The sequence below is a fragment of the Streptomyces sp. NPDC098789 genome (assembly GCF_044759975.1).
Lineage (GTDB): Bacteria > Actinomycetota > Actinomycetes > Streptomycetales > Streptomycetaceae > Streptomyces.
The window spans coordinates 174,665-190,205 of sequence record NZ_JBIWAJ010000003.1 but is presented as its reverse complement, the minus strand read 5'-3'; the positions used below and the strand labels follow the sequence as shown (position 1 = coordinate 190,205).

The 15,541-nt window shown below is 74.2% G+C and carries 10 protein-coding genes and 1 riboswitch; of the genes, 8 read left to right on the top strand and 2 right to left on the bottom strand.

Annotated features, from left to right (window positions below):
- Nucleotides 1-203: 203 nt before the first annotated feature.
- A riboswitch (cobalamin riboswitch) is annotated at nucleotides 204-356 on the top strand.
- 216 nt (nucleotides 357-572) lie between these two features.
- The 4 genes from metE (at nucleotide 573) to ACIQWR_RS08340 (ending at nucleotide 7,865) form a co-directional block, all read left to right on the top strand.
- On the top strand, nucleotides 573-2,936 hold the full coding sequence (metE, locus tag ACIQWR_RS08355) for a 5-methyltetrahydropteroyltriglutamate--homocysteine S-methyltransferase (protein ID WP_404005952.1): 2,364 nt from the start codon (nucleotides 573-575) through the stop codon (nucleotides 2,934-2,936).
- Nucleotides 2,937-3,037: 101 nt separating this feature from the next.
- The gene (locus ACIQWR_RS08350) at nucleotides 3,038-4,066 is read left to right on the top strand and encodes an oxygenase MpaB family protein (protein ID WP_404005951.1); all 1,029 of its coding nucleotides are present in this window, start codon (nucleotides 3,038-3,040) and stop codon (nucleotides 4,064-4,066) included.
- Nucleotides 4,048-6,285 carry a tetratricopeptide repeat protein gene (locus ACIQWR_RS08345; RefSeq protein ID WP_404005950.1) on the top strand — a complete coding sequence of 746 codons (2,238 nt, stop codon included), beginning with the start codon at nucleotides 4,048-4,050 and terminating at the stop codon, nucleotides 6,283-6,285. Before ACIQWR_RS08350 ends, ACIQWR_RS08345 begins: the two co-directional genes overlap by 19 nt.
- Nucleotides 6,282-7,865, top strand: a complete 1,584-nt coding sequence (locus ACIQWR_RS08340) for a phytoene desaturase family protein (RefSeq protein ID WP_404005949.1) — start codon at nucleotides 6,282-6,284, stop codon at nucleotides 7,863-7,865. Before ACIQWR_RS08345 ends, ACIQWR_RS08340 begins: the two co-directional genes overlap by 4 nt.
- A gap of 14 nt (nucleotides 7,866-7,879) precedes the next feature.
- On the opposite strand, the gene ACIQWR_RS08335 is transcribed toward ACIQWR_RS08340, so the two are convergent.
- Entirely contained in the window at nucleotides 7,880-8,326 is a 447-nt protein-coding gene (locus ACIQWR_RS08335; RefSeq protein WP_399257970.1) for a nitroreductase family deazaflavin-dependent oxidoreductase, read from the bottom strand.
- Between the two features lie 185 nt (nucleotides 8,327-8,511).
- On the opposite strand from ACIQWR_RS08335, the gene ACIQWR_RS08330 reads away from it, so the two are divergent.
- A complete protein-coding gene (locus ACIQWR_RS08330) occupies nucleotides 8,512-9,276 on the top strand; it encodes a hypothetical protein (RefSeq protein WP_404005948.1) in 765 nt (254 codons plus the stop codon).
- A gap of 65 nt (nucleotides 9,277-9,341) precedes the next feature.
- Here ACIQWR_RS08330 and ACIQWR_RS08325 read toward each other — a convergent pair whose 3' ends face one another.
- Nucleotides 9,342-11,339, bottom strand: coding sequence for a serine hydrolase (locus tag ACIQWR_RS08325; protein ID WP_404005947.1), 1,998 nt, complete (start codon nucleotides 11,337-11,339; stop codon nucleotides 9,342-9,344).
- A gap of 147 nt (nucleotides 11,340-11,486) precedes the next feature.
- Here ACIQWR_RS08325 and ACIQWR_RS08320 point away from each other — a divergent pair, with 147 nt between their 5' ends.
- The 3 genes from ACIQWR_RS08320 (at nucleotide 11,487) to ACIQWR_RS08310 (ending at nucleotide 15,435) form a co-directional block, all read left to right on the top strand.
- Entirely contained in the window at nucleotides 11,487-12,623 is a 1,137-nt protein-coding gene (locus tag ACIQWR_RS08320; RefSeq protein WP_404005946.1) for a nitronate monooxygenase, read from the top strand.
- A complete protein-coding gene (locus tag ACIQWR_RS08315; RefSeq protein ID WP_404005945.1) occupies nucleotides 12,620-14,197 on the top strand; it encodes an acyl-CoA synthetase in 1,578 nt (525 codons plus the stop codon). Before ACIQWR_RS08320 ends, ACIQWR_RS08315 begins: the two co-directional genes overlap by 4 nt.
- 119 nt (nucleotides 14,198-14,316) lie before the next feature.
- Complete coding sequence (locus tag ACIQWR_RS08310; protein WP_404005944.1) at nucleotides 14,317-15,435, top strand: calcium:proton antiporter; 1,119 nt, start codon at nucleotides 14,317-14,319, stop codon at nucleotides 15,433-15,435.
- Nucleotides 15,436-15,541 lie beyond the last annotated feature (106 nt).

The following is a 15,541-nucleotide window of genomic DNA, read 5'->3' as shown; positions in this document are numbered from 1 at the left end:
CGGCTCCCGGGTTGAGGGACCCGGGAGGCACGGAGCAGGAGCGCGCGGTGGCCCGGTGAGCCACCGCGCGCTCCCTGCGCGTCGGCCGCGGGGTGTCTCATCTCACCGTCCGGGATGTGGTCAACATCCGCCCGACCGGGCCGCGTCGACCTAAGCTGACCCCCAGCAGCTGGTTCGCCCCGTCCGCCAGGCGGGATGCGTCGTAAGAGGGAACCCGGTGGGAATCCGGGACTGCCCCGCAGCGGTGAGCGGGAACGACCGCCGTCATACGCACTGGACCCGTACGGGTCTGGGAAGCGACGGCCACTAGGTGCCCGCCGGGAGACCGGCAGGCGCGCCCGCAAGTCCGAAGACCTGCCCGTTGCCCGCGCACGCACGGTCGTGCGCGGATTTCCTGGTGACCTCGTGGGCGGGTCGGTCGGGGGCGCCCCGGACCTGTTCCGGGGGAACGACGGACGGTCGCAGCCGGTGCCTCGCGCACGGCGGTGCGACGGGCCGTCCGCTCTGCCACCCCTTCGCGCCTCGCGTCCGTCACCGGGACTCATGGAGACGTACTCGCGAAGGAGAGTTCCGTGACACCCGAGAACACCACCCGTTCCACCACCGCCCGTTCCGCCACCTCCGCGGCCGCGCCGGACCCGGCCGTACGGGCCACCGTCCACGGCTACCCCCGGCAGGGGCAGAACCGGGAACTGAAGAAGGCCGTCGAGGGCTACTGGAAGGGCCGGGTCGAGGCCGACGCCCTCCGGGCGACCGCCGCGACCCTGCGCCGGACCCACTGGCAGCAGCTGGCCGAAGCGGGCATCGGCGAGGTGCCCACCGGTGACTTCTCGTACTACGACCACGTCCTCGACACCAGCGTCATGGTCGGCGCCGTCCCGCCCCGCCACCGCGCCGCCGTCGAAGCGGACCCGCTGGACGGCTACTTCGCCATGGCCCGCGGCACCCAGGACGTGGCGCCGCTGGAGATGACCAAGTGGTTCGACACCAACTACCACTACCTGGTCCCTGAGCTGGGCCCCGACACCGAGTTCACCGCCGACTCCGCCAAGCAGGTCGCCGAGCTGAAGGAGGCCCTGGCGCTCGGGCTGAACGCCCGCCCGGTGCTGGTCGGACCGGTCACCTATCTCCTGCTGGCCAAGCCCGCCCCGGGCGTGCCCGAGGACTTCCAGCCGATCACCCTGCTCGACCGGCTGCTGCCCGTCTACGCCGAGGTGCTCGCCGACCTGCGCGCGGCGGGCGCCCAGTGGGTCCAGCTCGACGAGCCGGCCCTGGTCCAGGACCGCACCCCGGCCGAGTTGGGCGCGGCCGCCCGCACCTACCGCGAACTGGGCGGGCTGGCCGAACGCCCCAAGCTGCTCGTCGCCTCGTACTTCGACCGGCTCGGCGAGGCGCTGGCGGTCCTGGCCAAGGCACCCGTCGACGGTCTCGCCCTCGACTTCACCGACCGGGCCGCCGGCAACCTCGCCGACCTGGCCGCTGTCGGCGGCCTGCCCGGGAAGCGCCTGGTCGCGGGCGTGGTCAACGGCCGCAACGTCTGGATCAACGACCACGAGGCCTCCCTCGCCACGCTCGGCACCCTGCTCGGTCTCGCGGGCAGCGTCGACGTCTCCTCCTCCTGCTCCCTCCTGCACGTTCCGCTGGACGTCACCGCCGAGCGCGACGTCGACCCCCAGGTGCGGCGCTGGCTGGCCTTCGCCCGGCAGAAGACCGCCGAGATCACCGTCCTGGCCCGCGGCCTCGCGCAGGGCACGGACTCCATCGCCGCCGAACTCGCCGCGAACCGCGCCGACCTCGCCTCCCGGGCGCACTCGCCGATCACCCACGACCCGGCCGTGCGCGCCCGCACCGCGGCGGTCACCGACGCCGACGGGCGCCGCTCCCAGCCCTACGCGCAGCGGGCCGCGGCCCAGCGGACCCACCTCGGCCTGCCCCTGCTGCCCACGACGACCATCGGCTCCTTCCCGCAGACCACCGAACTGCGCACCGCCCGCGCCGACCTGCGCGCCGGACGGCTCGACGAGGCCGGCTACGAACGCCGCATCGAGGCCGAGATCCGCGAGGTGATCGCCTTCCAGGAGAAGACCGGCATCGACGTCCTCGTGCACGGCGAACCCGAACGCAACGACATGGTCCAGTACTTCGCCGAGCAGCTGACCGGCTACCTGGCCACCCAGCACGGCTGGGTCCAGTCCTACGGCACCCGCTACGTCCGGCCGCCGGTCCTGGCCGGGGACATCTCCCGCCCCGATCCGATGACCGTGCGCTGGACCACGTACGCGCAGGCGCAGACGGCGAAGCCGGTCAAGGGCATGCTGACCGGCCCGGTCACCATGCTCGCCTGGTCCTTCGTCCGGGACGACCAGCCCCTCGGTGACACGGCCCGACAGGTCGCGCTCGCCCTGCGCGACGAGGTGAACGACCTGGAGACGGCGGGCACCTCCGTCATCCAGGTCGACGAGCCGGCCCTGCGCGAGACCCTCCCGCTGCGCGCCGCCGACCACGCCGAGTACCTGGCCTGGGCCACCGAGTCCTTCCGGCTCAGCACCAGCGGTGTCCGGCCGGACACCCAGATCCACACCCACATGTGCTACGCCGAGTTCGGCGACATCGTCGCGGCCATCGAGGACCTCGACGCCGATGTGATCAGCCTGGAGGCCGCCCGTTCGCACATGCAGGTCGCCGACGAACTCGCCGGCGCGGGCTACCCGCGCGAGGTCGGCCCCGGCGTCTGGGACATCCACTCGCCGCGCGTCCCCTCCGCCGACGAGGCCGTGACGCTGCTGCGCAAGGGGCTGGGGGCCATTCCGGCCGAGCGGCTGTGGGTCAACCCCGACTGCGGGCTGAAGACCCGCGGCTGGACCGAGACGAAGGCGTCCCTGGAACACCTCGTCGAGGCCGCGCACCGGGTGCGGGCGCAGCTGATCACGGGCTGAGCGTGCGGCCGGACGGGGACGGTCCGAGCGGACCGTCCCCGTCCGGTGCCGGACGCACCGCCCGGTCGGTACGCTCGGTCCCGGGCGACGGGAGGCCACCGATGGGCGCAGCGCCGTACGGACGGAAGAACGTGCACGGAGACGGTGACGGCGAGCGCGGCGCGGCGCGCCGCGCGCGGCCGGACGGGCTCCGGGACGCGGACCGCGCGGGAGCCGATCCGGGGCTGTACGGGCCGGGATCCGTGACCTGGCAGTGCCACGGCGACCCGATCATGTGGATCGCCGGGGTCCGGGCCCTGTACCTCCAGGCCCTCCACCCGCGGGCCGTCCGCGGCGTCATGGCCAACTCCGACTTCCGCCAGGACGCCTGGGGGCGGCTGCTGCGCACCGCCGACTTCGTCGGCACGATCACCTACGGCACCACCGAGGCCGCCGAGGCGGCCGGAGCCCGGGTCCGCAGGATCCACCGGATGCTGTCCGCGGCCGACCCCGCCACCGGCGACCGCTTCCCCGTCGACGACCCCGAACTCCTGCTGTGGGTGCACTGCGCGCAGATCGATTCCTTCCTGCACACCCTGCGCCGCTCCGGCGTCCCCCTCACCGCCGCGCAGGCCGACCGGTACGTCGACGAGAACCGCACCAACGCCCGCCTCGTCGGCCTCGATCCCGCCACGGTGCCGGCCACCACCGCGGACCTGGCCGCGTACTTCGACGAGGTCCGCCCCCGCCTCGCGGCCGGAGCCGACGCCCGCGCCGTCGACGACTTCCTGCGCAGCCCGCCCATTCACCCGCTCCTCGTGCCTGGCCGAAACCTGCTGTGGCGACCGCTCGCCGGACTGGCCTACGGGTCCCTCCCGGCGTACGCGCACCAGCTGTACGGGCGCCCCGCTCCCGCCCCACGCAGCGTCACCCGACGCTTGCGCCTCACCGGCCTCGTGCTGCGCAGCATTCCCGCAGGTCTGCGCTGGCAGCTGCCGCCAGGTCACATCTTGAGAGCGATGCGCCGCATGGGCCCCGGGAGCCGCCCCTCGACGCACGCACTGCGCACTTCAGCGGCCATACTGGACCGGCCGGGGAGGGTGGCGCACGACAACGGGGGCGGCAGTAGGACATGGCTGAGTCCAGACTGATCCAGGGCCGGTACAGGTCGCTCGATCTGATCGGTCGCGGTGGCATGGGTGAGGTGTGGCGCGCCCGCGACGAGTCGCTGGGGCGACATGTCGCAGTAAAGTGCCTCAAACCGCTCGGGGCGGAGCAGGACGCCCACTTCACGCAGGTGCTGCGCGAGCGCTTCCGGCGCGAGGCGCGCGTCGCCGCCTCGCTCCAGCACCGGGGCGTCACCGTCGTCCACGACTTCGGGGACGACAGTGCCACCGGCGGGCCCCTCTACCTCGTCATGGAGCTGCTCGAAGGGAGCAATCTCAGCCAGCTCCTGGAGGAGAACGACGCCCGCCCGCTGGCCGTCGACGACGTCGTCGACATCGCGGAACAGCTCGCCGCCGCCCTCGGCTACACCCACGACCAGGGCGTCGTCCACCGCGACCTCAAGCCCGCCAACATCATGCGGCTCACCGACGGCACCGTGAAGATCTGCGACTTCGGCATCGCCCGGCTCGCCGCCGACATCGGTTTCACCGCCAAACTCACCGGCGGCGGCATGGCCATGGGCACGCCGCACTACATGTCGCCCGAGCAGATCGCCGGCGGCGAGGTCGACCACCGCAGCGACCTCTACTCCCTCGGCTGCGTCCTGTACGAGATCGCCACCGGCGCCCCGCCCTTCGACCTCGGCGACTCCTGGTCCGTCCTGGTCGGGCACCGGGACACCGCTCCCGTGCCCCCGCGCCAACACCGCCCGGAGCTCCCCGCCCACTTCGAGCAGGTGGTCCTGGACCTGCTGGCCAAGCGCCCCGAGGACCGGCCCGCCGACGCCCGCGGGCTGCACCGGCGGCTCGTCGAGGCCCGCCGCGGCAGCGCCGCCGCGCCCGCGGCGAGCGACGCGCTGCCCGCGTGGGCGCGCGGCATGACCGCCGGCCGCAAGGCGGGCCTGGAGGCCCGCCCGGCGAGCGGCGCGTGGGCGGTGCTGACCGGTTCGTGGACGGCCGCACGCCCCGCCGCGCCCGTCCGGGAACCCTCCGAGGCGCTCTCGACCCGCGAGTCCGCCCCCCAGCCGCTCCCGGTACCCGTCCCGCAGCCGGAGCCCGCGCCGGCCGCCGCGGACCCCGCCGATGAACCGGCCCACGAACCGGCCCACGATCGCGGAGCCGTAGCCGGAGCCGCCGGCCAGGGCGCGCCCCTGCGGGGCGCCGTACGTCCGCCCGCGGCCTCGGACCCGCGGCTCACGGCCGCCTACGGCCGGCCGAGCCCCCGCCCGCTGGGACCCGACCACCCCGAGACCCTCGCCGCGGTCTCCGCGCACGCCTTCGCCCTCAGCCGGGCCGGGCGCCCGGCCGACGCCCTGGCCGCGCACACCGAGGTCGCCGAGGGCCGGGCCCGCACCCTCGGCCCCGACCACGCCGACACCCTCGCCGCGCGCCAGGAGACGGCGTACGTCCTGGGCCAGCTCGGGCGCCACCAGCAGGCGCACGAGGTCTACCTCGCGGTGCTCGCCGCCCGCGAGCGGACCATCGGCGCGGACCACCCGGACACCCTGCGCTGCCGCCACAACCTGGCCTTCAGCCTGAGCCGGCTCGGTCGGCTCGCCGACGCGCACCGCACCGCCGAGGACGTGGCCACCGCGCGGGCCCGGGTGCTCGGCCCGGACCACGAGGACACCCTGCTCACCCGCTACGAGGTCGGCTACGCCCTCGGACAGCTCGGCCGCTGGCAGGAGGCGCTCGCCGCCTACCGCGAGGTCGCCGCGGCCCGCGAGCGGACCCTGGGCCGCGACCACCCCGACACGCTGGCGGCCCGTTACGAGGTCGGCATCGGCCTCGGGCGGCTCGGCCGCACCCCCGAGGCGCTGGACCTCTTCCGCTCGCTCGCGCGCGACCGCACCCGCGGTTACGGGGCCGCCGACCCCGAGACCCTGCGCGCCCGCCACGTCGTCGGCGTCAACCTCGGCCGCCTCGGGCGCTGGGCCGAGGCGGTCGCCGAAGCCCGTCAGGTGGCCGCGCTGCGGGCCCGGACGCTCGGCCCCGACCACCCCGACACGCTGGTCAGCCGCCGCGAGGTCGCGGTGGGCCTGGGACGGCTCGGCCGCTGGGACGAGGCGCTGCCCGTGTACCAGGAGGTGGCCGGGGCCCGCGAACGCGTGCTCGGCGCCGACCACCCGGACACGGTCGCGGCGCACGCGGACGAGGCCCACTGCCTGGAGCGGCTCGGGCAGGTGTGCTACCAAGAGCCATGACCAAGGAGCAGCGGTTCCAGGGCGTGTACGACGCGGTGATCGTGGGCGGTGGGCACAACGGCCTGGTGGCCGCCGCCTACCTGGCGCGCGCGGGGCGATCGGTCCTCGTCCTGGAACGGCTCGGCCACACCGGTGGCGCGGCCGTCTCCACCCGCCCCTTCGCGGGTGTCGATGCCCGGCTGTCGCGGTACTCGTACCTGGTGTCGCTGCTGCCGGACAAGATCGTGCGGGAGCTGGGGCTGGAGTTCGCCGTCCGCAAGCGCACGGTGTCCTCGTACACCCCCACCGAGCGCGCCGGCCGCCCGGGCGGACTCCTCGTCGGCGGCGGGGAGGACCGGACCCGGGAGTCCTTCGCCCGACTCACCGGCTCGGACCGGGAGTACGAGAACTGGCGGGCCTTCTACGCGACGACCGCCCGCCTCGCCCGCAAGGTCTTCCCCACCCTCACCGAACCGCTGCCGACCCGGGCGGCGCTGCGTGACCGGATCGACGACGAGAGCGCCTGGCGGATGCTGTTCGAGGAACCGCTGGGACGCGCGGTCGAGGACCGGTTCGCCGACGACCTGGTGCGGGGCGTGGTGCTCACGGACGGTCTGATCGGCACCTTCGCCGACGCCCACGATCCCTCGCTCGTCCAGAACCGCTGCTTCCTCTACCACGTGATCGGCGGCGGCACGGGCGACTGGGACGTGCCGGTCGGCGGCATGGGCGCGCTGACCGACGCGCTGGCGGACGCCGCGCGCGCCGCCGGCGCGCGGATCGTCACCGGGCACGAGGCGGTGCGCATCGACGTCGACCCCGGTTCCGGTACGGAGCCGAGCGGGCCCGTGGAGGTCACGTACCGGACCGACCGCGGCGAAGGCCGGGTCGGTGCCCGCAAGGTGCTGGTCAACGCCTCCCCGCAGGACCTGGCCCGGCTGCTCGGCGAGGCCGCGCCGGACGCCCCCGAGGGCGCGCAGCTCAAGGTCAACATGCTGCTGCGCAGGCTGCCCCGGTTGCGCGACTCCTCGGTGGACCCGCGGGAGGCCTTCGCCGGCACCTTCCACATCGCGGAGGGCTACGAGCAGCTGGCGCGCGCCCACCGGGAGGCGGCCGCCGGAGAACTGCCCTCCGCACCGCCTTCGGAGATCTACTGCCACTCGCTGACCGACGCCTCGATCCTCGGCGCGGACCTGGCGCGGCGCGGCTACCAGACGCTCACCCTGTTCGGACTGCACGCCCCGGCCCGGCTGTTCGGGAAGGACAACGCCGGCGCCCGGGAGGTCCTGCTCGCCGCGACGCTGGCCCAGTTGGACGCGCACCTGGCCGAACCGCTCGCGGACTGCCTGGCCGTCGACGCCGACGGCCGCCCCTGCATCGAGGCGAAGACCCCGCTCGACCTGGAACGCGAACTGCGCCTGCCCGGCGGGCACATCTTCCACCGGGACCTGTCCTGGCCCTTCGCGGAGCCGGGTGCCGGGCGTTGGGGCGTGGAGACCCGGCACCCCGACGTGCTCCTGTGCGGGGCGGGCGCGGCCCGCGGCGGCGGGGTCAGCGGGGTGCCGGGACACAATGCGGCGATGGCGGTCCTGGGCCGCTGACCCGGCCCGTCGCGTTACGCGCCGACCGGCTCGATCACGACGATCGGGATCTCGCGGTCGGTCTTGGTCTGGTAGTCGTCGTAGGCGGGCCAGTGCCCGACCATCAGGGGCCAGGCCTCGGCGCGCTCCGCGGGGTCGGCGGTGCGGGCCGTGCCCTGGAGGACCTCGGGACCGACCTGGATGCGGACCTCGGGGTGCTCGGAGAGGTTCCGGTACCAGAGCGGGTGCTCGGGGGCGCCGCCCTTGGAGGCGACGATGAAGTACCGCCCGTCCTTCTCGCCGTAGATGAGCGGGGTCCGGACGGGATTGCCGCTCTTGCGCCCGAGGGTGGTCAGGAGCAGGGTCTGGGTGCCGTTCCAGAGCCGTCCTTCGGCTCCACCGGACCCGACGTACTGCTTGACGTGGTCCAGTTGCCAACCGGGCTTGGGGTCGGTCGGGTGGTCCCAGTCGATGTCGGTCATGTGCGGTCCGCCTCCAGGTGTCGAAGTTGCCGGTGTTGAACCCTCAACGATCAATAACATTCAGGGATGCGGCGTTATGCCCCGGCCCTTCGGCCGGAACGCCTGCGTCCTCGGACGGGCACCGGGCACAATTCCTGGGGGTCCGTCAGGGCACGCCCGCACCACCACACTTCCGGGAGCCGTCGGTGTCCTCGCAGGAGTCGCAAGAGATCCTCATCACGATCACCCCGCAGCAGGCCGTGCACGGGGTGATCATCCCCGCGCCCCGGGGCCTGGGCAACGCCCGGCTCCGGATACCGCCGAGCCGGGACGGCGACCTCGTACGGGCCCGGATCGGCGAGACCGAGGTGTTGCTGCGCATCAAGGTGACCCCCGTCCCGGGGCCGGGCCCGGACGCGTGGCCGGGGATTCCCGCACCGGCGCGCCGTTCGGGGGCGCGGGGCTGGCTGGTGCTGACCGGCATGATCGCCGCCGTGGTCATCGGGCTGGTGGTGGCGGACAGCGGTGACGACGGCGAGGACACCGCGTCGTCCTCCCCGACCTCGACCCCCACCGGTACGTACGCCCCCGAGCCCGCGCCCTCCTACTCCGCCTGGACGCCCACCGCGGCCCCGCCGCCGGTGGACACCCCGGTGGGCACCGCCCCCGCCCCGGTCTTCCCGACCCCCGAGGCGGCGCCGACCCCCTTCGGCCGGGGCACCTGCCTCAACGGCAAGCTCCCGGACTCCACGACCGCGCAGCGCGTGGACAACGTGCGCGAAGTGCCCTGTTCGGCGTCGGACGCCCACTACAAGGTGATCGAGAGCTTCCCGGGCACCTCCGACATGACGCGCTGCAAGGCCAACCCCAAGACCGAGTACGGCTTCTCCTACACCTACTCCCGCGGGGCGATCACCCTCAACCAGTACGTCTACTGCCTCGTCGGCATCGGTTCCTACGCGCGCGGCTGAGCGGGCAGCCGCACGGCTCCCCGCCCGTCGGCCCCCGCCCCGCGGCCCCGCCCCTCCCCGGCGCCTCAGTCCGAGGAGCGGGTCCAGCCCGTGGCCACGAGCCGGGCCGCGTCGTCCGGGCGGTCCTCGGCGAAGAGCGGGCGCGCGCGTTCGGACACGCGGATGACGTCGACGTACACCCCGCGCCCGACGTAGCGCCCGGTGGCCTCGTGGCGCAGGCGCAGGTGGACCTCACGACCGGCCCAGTCGGCGAGGGGGGCCTCCAGGCGGTGCCAGATGCGGCCCGACCAGCCCGTGACCGTGCCGTGCGGCCACTGCTCGGGGCTGCCTCCCGTGGCGCGCACCGTGCTGAACGGCACCGGCTGCCAGGGGCCGTCCGGGCCGGGCGACGCCTCGACGAAGAAGCCACCGCCGCCGGGGACCGTGTCCCACCACACCGCGCACCGCAGCCGCGCCTGCGTCGTGGCGGGCGTGAGCGGGGGCAGGACGAGCGTGCCCGAGGCGGCGGGGGTGGTCCCGGAGAACCACGCGGGGCCGCCGTGCCGGGTGCGGACCGGGACCGCCCGGGCGAAGGCGTTGCCGACCGCCACCCGGGGCGCGCTGCCCGCCCGCCAGGTCCGTACGGGGTGCACCGAGTTGCCCAGCAGGATCAGGAACGAGTCCGTGGAGGGGTCCAGGACCAGCGAGGTGCCGGTGAAACCGGTGTGCCCGGCGGAGTGGGGCGTGGCCATGGCGCCCATGTACCAGTGCTGGTAGAGCTCGAAGCCGAGGCCGTGGTCGTCGCCCGGGAAGGCGGTGTTGAAGTCGGTGAAGAGCAGCTCGACGGAGGCGGGGCGCAGGATCCGCTTCCCGGCGTACGCGCCGCCGTCGAGCAGGGTGCGGGCGAGGACGGCCAGGTCCCAGGCGGTGCCGAAGACCCCCGCGTGCCCGGCCACCCCGCCGAGCGCGTGGGCGTTCTCGTCGTGCACCTCGCCCCACACCAGCCCCCGGTCCAGCCCCGACCAGGGCGGGCGCTGGACCTCGGTGGCGGCGGTCACCCGGCGCCACGAGAGCGGGGGGTTGAACCGCGTGCGGTGCATCCCGAGCGGAATGGTGATCTCGTCGCGGAGCAGGACGTCCAGGGTGCGACTGGTGATCCGTTCCAGGAGCAGTTGCAGCGCGATCAGGTTCAGGTCCGAGTACCGGTACACGGTTCCGGGCGTGTCCTGCGGCCGCACCGACCACAGCAGCCTCAGCTGCCCCGCCCGCGTGGGCTCCTGGTAGAACGGCGCCCACGACCGCAGCCCCGACGTGTGGGTCAGCAGCTGGCGGACCGTGATCGCCTCCTTGCCGCCGCCGGTGAACTCCGGCAGATAGCGCACCGCGGGGGCTTCGAGCTCCAGCCGTCCCCGCTCCATCTGCTGCACGGCCAGCACCGAGGTGAACAGCTTGCTCAGCGAGGCCAGGTCGAAGACCGTGTCCTCGCTCATCGCGATCCGTTCCGCGGCGGGGAACTCCAGGGCCCGGTCGGTCCGGCCGTCGTAGTCCGCGTACCGGACCGCGTCGCCCATCGCCCGGTGCAGGGCCACGGTCCGACCGCGCCCGGCGAGCACCACGGCCCCCGCGTAGTAGGGGTGTTCGGGGGAGGGGCCGAGGAAGCGCCCGGCCTCGTCCGCCGTCGCCTCCAGGTGCCGCTCCAGCAGTCCCGCCTGGCGGGCGGACCCGTACCGCAGGCGCAGCCCTTGCAGGGCCCGCCGCTCCACCGGGTTCCCGCCCGCGCCGGAGCCCGTGCCCGAGCCCGCCCCCGCGCCGTCCGCACCCCGGATGCCCCGACCGGCCGCCCCGGCCGGGCCCCCGGGCAGCGCCGCGTGCACGAGCAGCACCCCGCCCAGCGCGAGCAGGCGCGCCCCGAGCCGCCTGCGGGTCAGCCCGTCGGCCGGCCCGCCGCGCCGACTCCCGTCCACCGCAGCGGACTTCGGGGCCTGCGCGGACGGCGGGAGCTCCGTGGGCGGCCGGCCCGCCGAGGCCCGTCCGCCGCCCGGCCCGTCCTCCCCGCCCCCGACGACCCCCGTGTCCTGGCTCATGACCGGCCCTCCTGTCCGCTGTCCTGCGCGCCCCCCAGTATCTGCCCGCGCACCCCACCGACCCCGTCACGACCGGCCCGCAAAGAATCTGACACAGCATCAGAAAATCTCTTCCCTCGCGCCGCGCCCTGCGGCATCCTGCCGCCCATGGAGACGGAGCTGAGCAAGAAACTCGGAGTCGAACACGCCATCTTCGGCTTCACGCCCTTCCCGGCGGTCGCCGCGGCCATCACCCGGGCCGGCGGCCTCGGCGTCCTCGGCGCGGTCCGCTACACCGCCGCGGACGACCTCAAGCGTGACCTCGACTGGATGCAGGAGCACACCGACGGCAAGCCCTACGGCCTCGACGTCGTCATGCCCGCCAAGAAGGCCGTGGACGGGATCTCCGAGGCCGACATCGAGGCGATGATCCCCGCCGGGCACCGGGAGTTCGTCCGCGAGACCCTCGCCAAGCACCAGGTCCCCGAACTCGCCGACGGCGAGGCCTCCGGCTGGCGGATCACCGGCTGGATGGAACAGGTCGCCCGCAACCAGCTCGACGTGGCCTTCGAGTACCCGATCAAGCTCCTCGCCAACGCCCTCGGTTCCCCGCCCGCCGACGTCATCCGGCGCGCCCACGACCACGGGGTCCTCGTCGCCGCCCTCGCCGGGACCGCCACGCACGCCCGCCGCCACGCCGAGGCGGGCATCGACATCGTCGTCGCCCAGGGCTACGAGGCCGGCGGCCACACCGGCGACATCGCCACCATGGTCCTCGTGCCCGAGATCGTCGAGGCCGTCGCCCCGCTCCCGGTCCTCGCCGCGGGCGGCATCGGCAGCGGCGAACAGATCGCCGCCGGACTCGCCCTCGGCGCGCAGGGGGCCTGGCTCGGATCGCTCTGGCTCACCACCACCGAGGCGGACCTGCACTCCCGCGCGCTCACCGAGAAGCTGCTCGCCGCCGGCTCCGTCGACACCGTCCGCTCCCGCGCCCTGACCGGCAAACCCGCCCGCCAACTGCGCACCGAGTGGACCGACGCCTGGGACGACCCGGCCGGTCCCGGCGCGCTCCCCATGCCGCTCCAGGGCCTGCTCGTCGCCGAAGCGGTCTCCCGCATCCAGAAGTACGAGGTCCAGCCACTGCTGGGCACCCCCGTCGGTCAGATCGTCGGCCGGATGAACAGCGAGCGCAGCGTCCAGGCCGTCTTCGACGACCTCACCCGTGGCTTCGAACGCGCCATCGACCGCATCACCCGCATCGCGGGCCGGTCCGGGCCGGTCCGCAAGGAGGAGCTCCCGTCATGACCCCGCCCCCCAGCACCCCCGCCGCCGCCCAGGGCCCCAACGGCTTCTGGGCCCAGGCGAGCGCCGAACCCGACCGCGTCGTGCTCGTCACCCCCGAGGGCGAGGAGTGGACGGCCGCGCGCCTGCACGCCGACGTCAACCGGCTGGTCCACGGCCTGCGCGCGGCCGGTCTGGAGCGCGGTGACGTCTTCGCCGTGGTCCTGCCCAACGGGGTCGAGTTCTTCACCGCCTACCTCGCCGCCTCCCAGGCCGGCTTCTACCTCGTTCCGGTCAACCACCACCTGGTCGGCCCCGAGATCGCCTGGATCGTCTCCGACTCCGGCGCCAAGGTGCTCATCGCCCACGAGCGCTTCGCCGAGGCCGCCACCGGCGCGGCCGACGAGGCGGGGCTGCCCGCGAGCCACCGCTACGCCGTCGGAGCCGTCGACGGCTTCCGCCCGTACGCCGAACTCCTCGACGGGCGGAGCGACGCGCCACCCGCCGACCGGACCCTCGGCTGGGTCATGAACTACACCTCCGGCACGACCGGCCGCCCGCGCGGCATCCGCCGCCCACTGCCCGGCAAGCTCCCGGAGGAGACCTACCTCGGCGGGTTCCTCGGCATCTTCGGCATCCGCCCCTTCGACGGCAACGTCCACCTGGTCTGCTCGCCGCTCTACCACACGGCCGTGCTCCAATTCGCGGGCGCCTCCCTGCACATCGGCCACCCGCTGGTGCTCATGGACAAGTGGACGCCCGCCGAGATGCTGCGGCTGATCGACGCGCACGGCGCCACGCACACCCACATGGTGCCCACCCAGTTCCACCGCCTGCTCGCGCTCCCGCAGGAGGTCAAGGACGGCTACGACGTCACCTCGATGCGCCACGCCATCCACGGCGCCGCGCCCTGCCCCGACCACGTCAAGCGGGCGATGATCGAGTGGTGGGGGAGCTGCGTGGAGGAGTACTACGCGGCCAGCGAGGGCGGCGGCGCCTTCGCCACCGCGGAGGACTGGCTGAAGAAGCCCGGTACGGTCGGCAAGGCCTGGCCCATCAGCGAGCTGGCGGTCTTCGACGACGACGGCAACCGGCTGCCCGCCGGGGAACTCGGCACCGTCTACATGAAGATGAGCACCGGCGGCTTCAGCTACCACAAGGACGAGGGCAAGACGCGGAAGAACCGGATCGGGGACTTCTTCACCGTCGGCGACCTCGGCCTGATGGACGAGGAGGGCTACCTCTTCCTCCGCGACCGCAAGATCGACATGATCATCTCGGGCGGGGTCAACATCTACCCGGCCGAGATCGAGTCCGCCCTGCTCACCCACCCGGCCGTCGCCGACGCCGCCGCCTTCGGCATCCCGAGCGGGGACTGGGGCGAGGAGGTCAAGGCGGTCATCGAAGCCGCGGAGGGCCACGAGCCGGGCGAGGCACTGGCCGCCGAGATCCTGGCGCACTGCGAGCAGCAGTTGGCCGGCTTCAAACGGCCCAGGACGGTGGACTTCATCGAGACCATGCCCCGCGACCCCAACGGCAAGCTCTACAAGCGGCGGCTGCGCGATCCCTACTGGGAGGGGCGCGAGCGCGCCGTGTGAGGGGCGACGCGCGCGCCGGTTGCCCGAAAGGCCCTGACATTTTGTGAGATGTTCCACGTCAGGGCCCCGGCGGCGCGCCTTGCGCCGCACCGCGGCGACAGTTCTGGCAGCGTGGCCGTATGAGTACGGCAACCCGCACGTCCCCCCTGACCGACTGGACCCTGGTGGTCCCCGTGGTGGCGCTCGTCGCGCTCGCCCTCAGCTGGGGGCGCGACCTGCCCTCGTTCGCGGTGGCGCTCGTCGCCCTGTGCCTCGGGGGCGCGGTCCTGGCCGCCGTCCACCACGCCGAGGTGGTGGCGCACCGGGTCGGCGAGCCCTTCGGCTCCCTCGTCCTCGCCGTCGCCGTCACCGTCATCGAAGTGGCCCTCATCGTCACGCTGATGGCCGACGGCGGGGAGGGGACGTCCTCCCTCGCGCGCGACACCGTCTTCGCCGCGGTCATGATCACCTGCAACGGCATCGTCGGCCTCTCGCTGCTGGTCGGCGCCCTGCGCAACCGGGTCGCCGTCTTCAACGCCGAGGGCTCCGGCGCGGCGCTCGCCACCGTCGCCACCCTCGCCGTCCTCAGCCTGGTCATCCCGACCTTCACCACGAGCAAGCCGGGCCCCGAGTTCTCCACCGCGCAGCTCGCCTTCGCCGCCGTCGCCTCACTGGCCCTCTACGGACTGTTCATCGCGGTCCAGACGGTCCGTCACCGCGACTACTTCCTGCCCGTGGACACCGCTGCGAAGAAGCGCCGCGAGGCGGCCGGGGAGGAAGAGGACCACGCGGAGCCGCCGACCGCCCGGGCCGCGATGATCAGCGTCGGCCTGCTGCTGGTCGCCCTCGTCGCCGTCGTCGGCAACGCCAAGGCCGTCTCGCCCACCATCGAGTCGGGCGTCGCGAACGCGGGCCTGCCCCACGCCGTCGTCGGTGTGATCATCGCGCTGCTCGTGCTCGCGCCCGAAACCCTCGCCGCCGTCCGCGCGGCCCGCCGCGACCGCGTCCAGACCAGCCTCAACCTCGCCTACGGCTCCGCCATCGCGAGCATCGGCCTGACCATCCCCTCCATCGCCCTCGCCTCGGTCTGGCTCACCGGACCGCTGCTGCTGGGACTCGGCCCGATCCACATGGTGCTGCTCGCCCTCACCGTCGTGGTCAGCGCCCTGACCATCGTGCCGGGCCGCGCGACCCTGCTCCAGGGCGGGGTGCACCTGGTCCTGTTGGCCTCCTATCTGTTCCTGGCGGTCAGTCCCTGACGCGCGCCCCGGTGGTGGGGGGGGCGCCCCCCCCCGCGCGCCGCCCCCCCCCCCCCCCCCCCCCCCCCCCCCCCCCCCCCCCCCCCCCCCCCCCCCCCCCCCCCCC

Coding starts and splice junctions, on each gene's coding strand:
- ACIQWR_RS08350 (WP_404005951.1), top strand. CDS start 3,038: ATGGGCGCAGCGCCGTACGGACGGAAGAACGTGCACGGAGACGGTGAC.
- ACIQWR_RS08345 (WP_404005950.1), top strand. CDS start 4,048: ATGGCTGAGTCCAGACTGATCCAGGGCCGGTACAGGTCGCTCGATCTG.
- ACIQWR_RS08340 (WP_404005949.1), top strand. CDS start 6,282: ATGACCAAGGAGCAGCGGTTCCAGGGCGTGTACGACGCGGTGATCGTG.
- ACIQWR_RS08335 (WP_399257970.1), bottom strand. CDS start 8,326: ATGACCGACATCGACTGGGACCACCCGACCGACCCCAAGCCCGGTTGG.
- ACIQWR_RS08325 (WP_404005947.1), bottom strand. CDS start 11,339: ATGAGCCAGGACACGGGGGTCGTCGGGGGCGGGGAGGACGGGCCGGGC.
- ACIQWR_RS08320 (WP_404005946.1), top strand. CDS start 11,487: ATGGAGACGGAGCTGAGCAAGAAACTCGGAGTCGAACACGCCATCTTC.
- ACIQWR_RS08315 (WP_404005945.1), top strand. CDS start 12,620: ATGACCCCGCCCCCCAGCACCCCCGCCGCCGCCCAGGGCCCCAACGGC.
- ACIQWR_RS08310 (WP_404005944.1), top strand. CDS start 14,317: ATGAGTACGGCAACCCGCACGTCCCCCCTGACCGACTGGACCCTGGTG.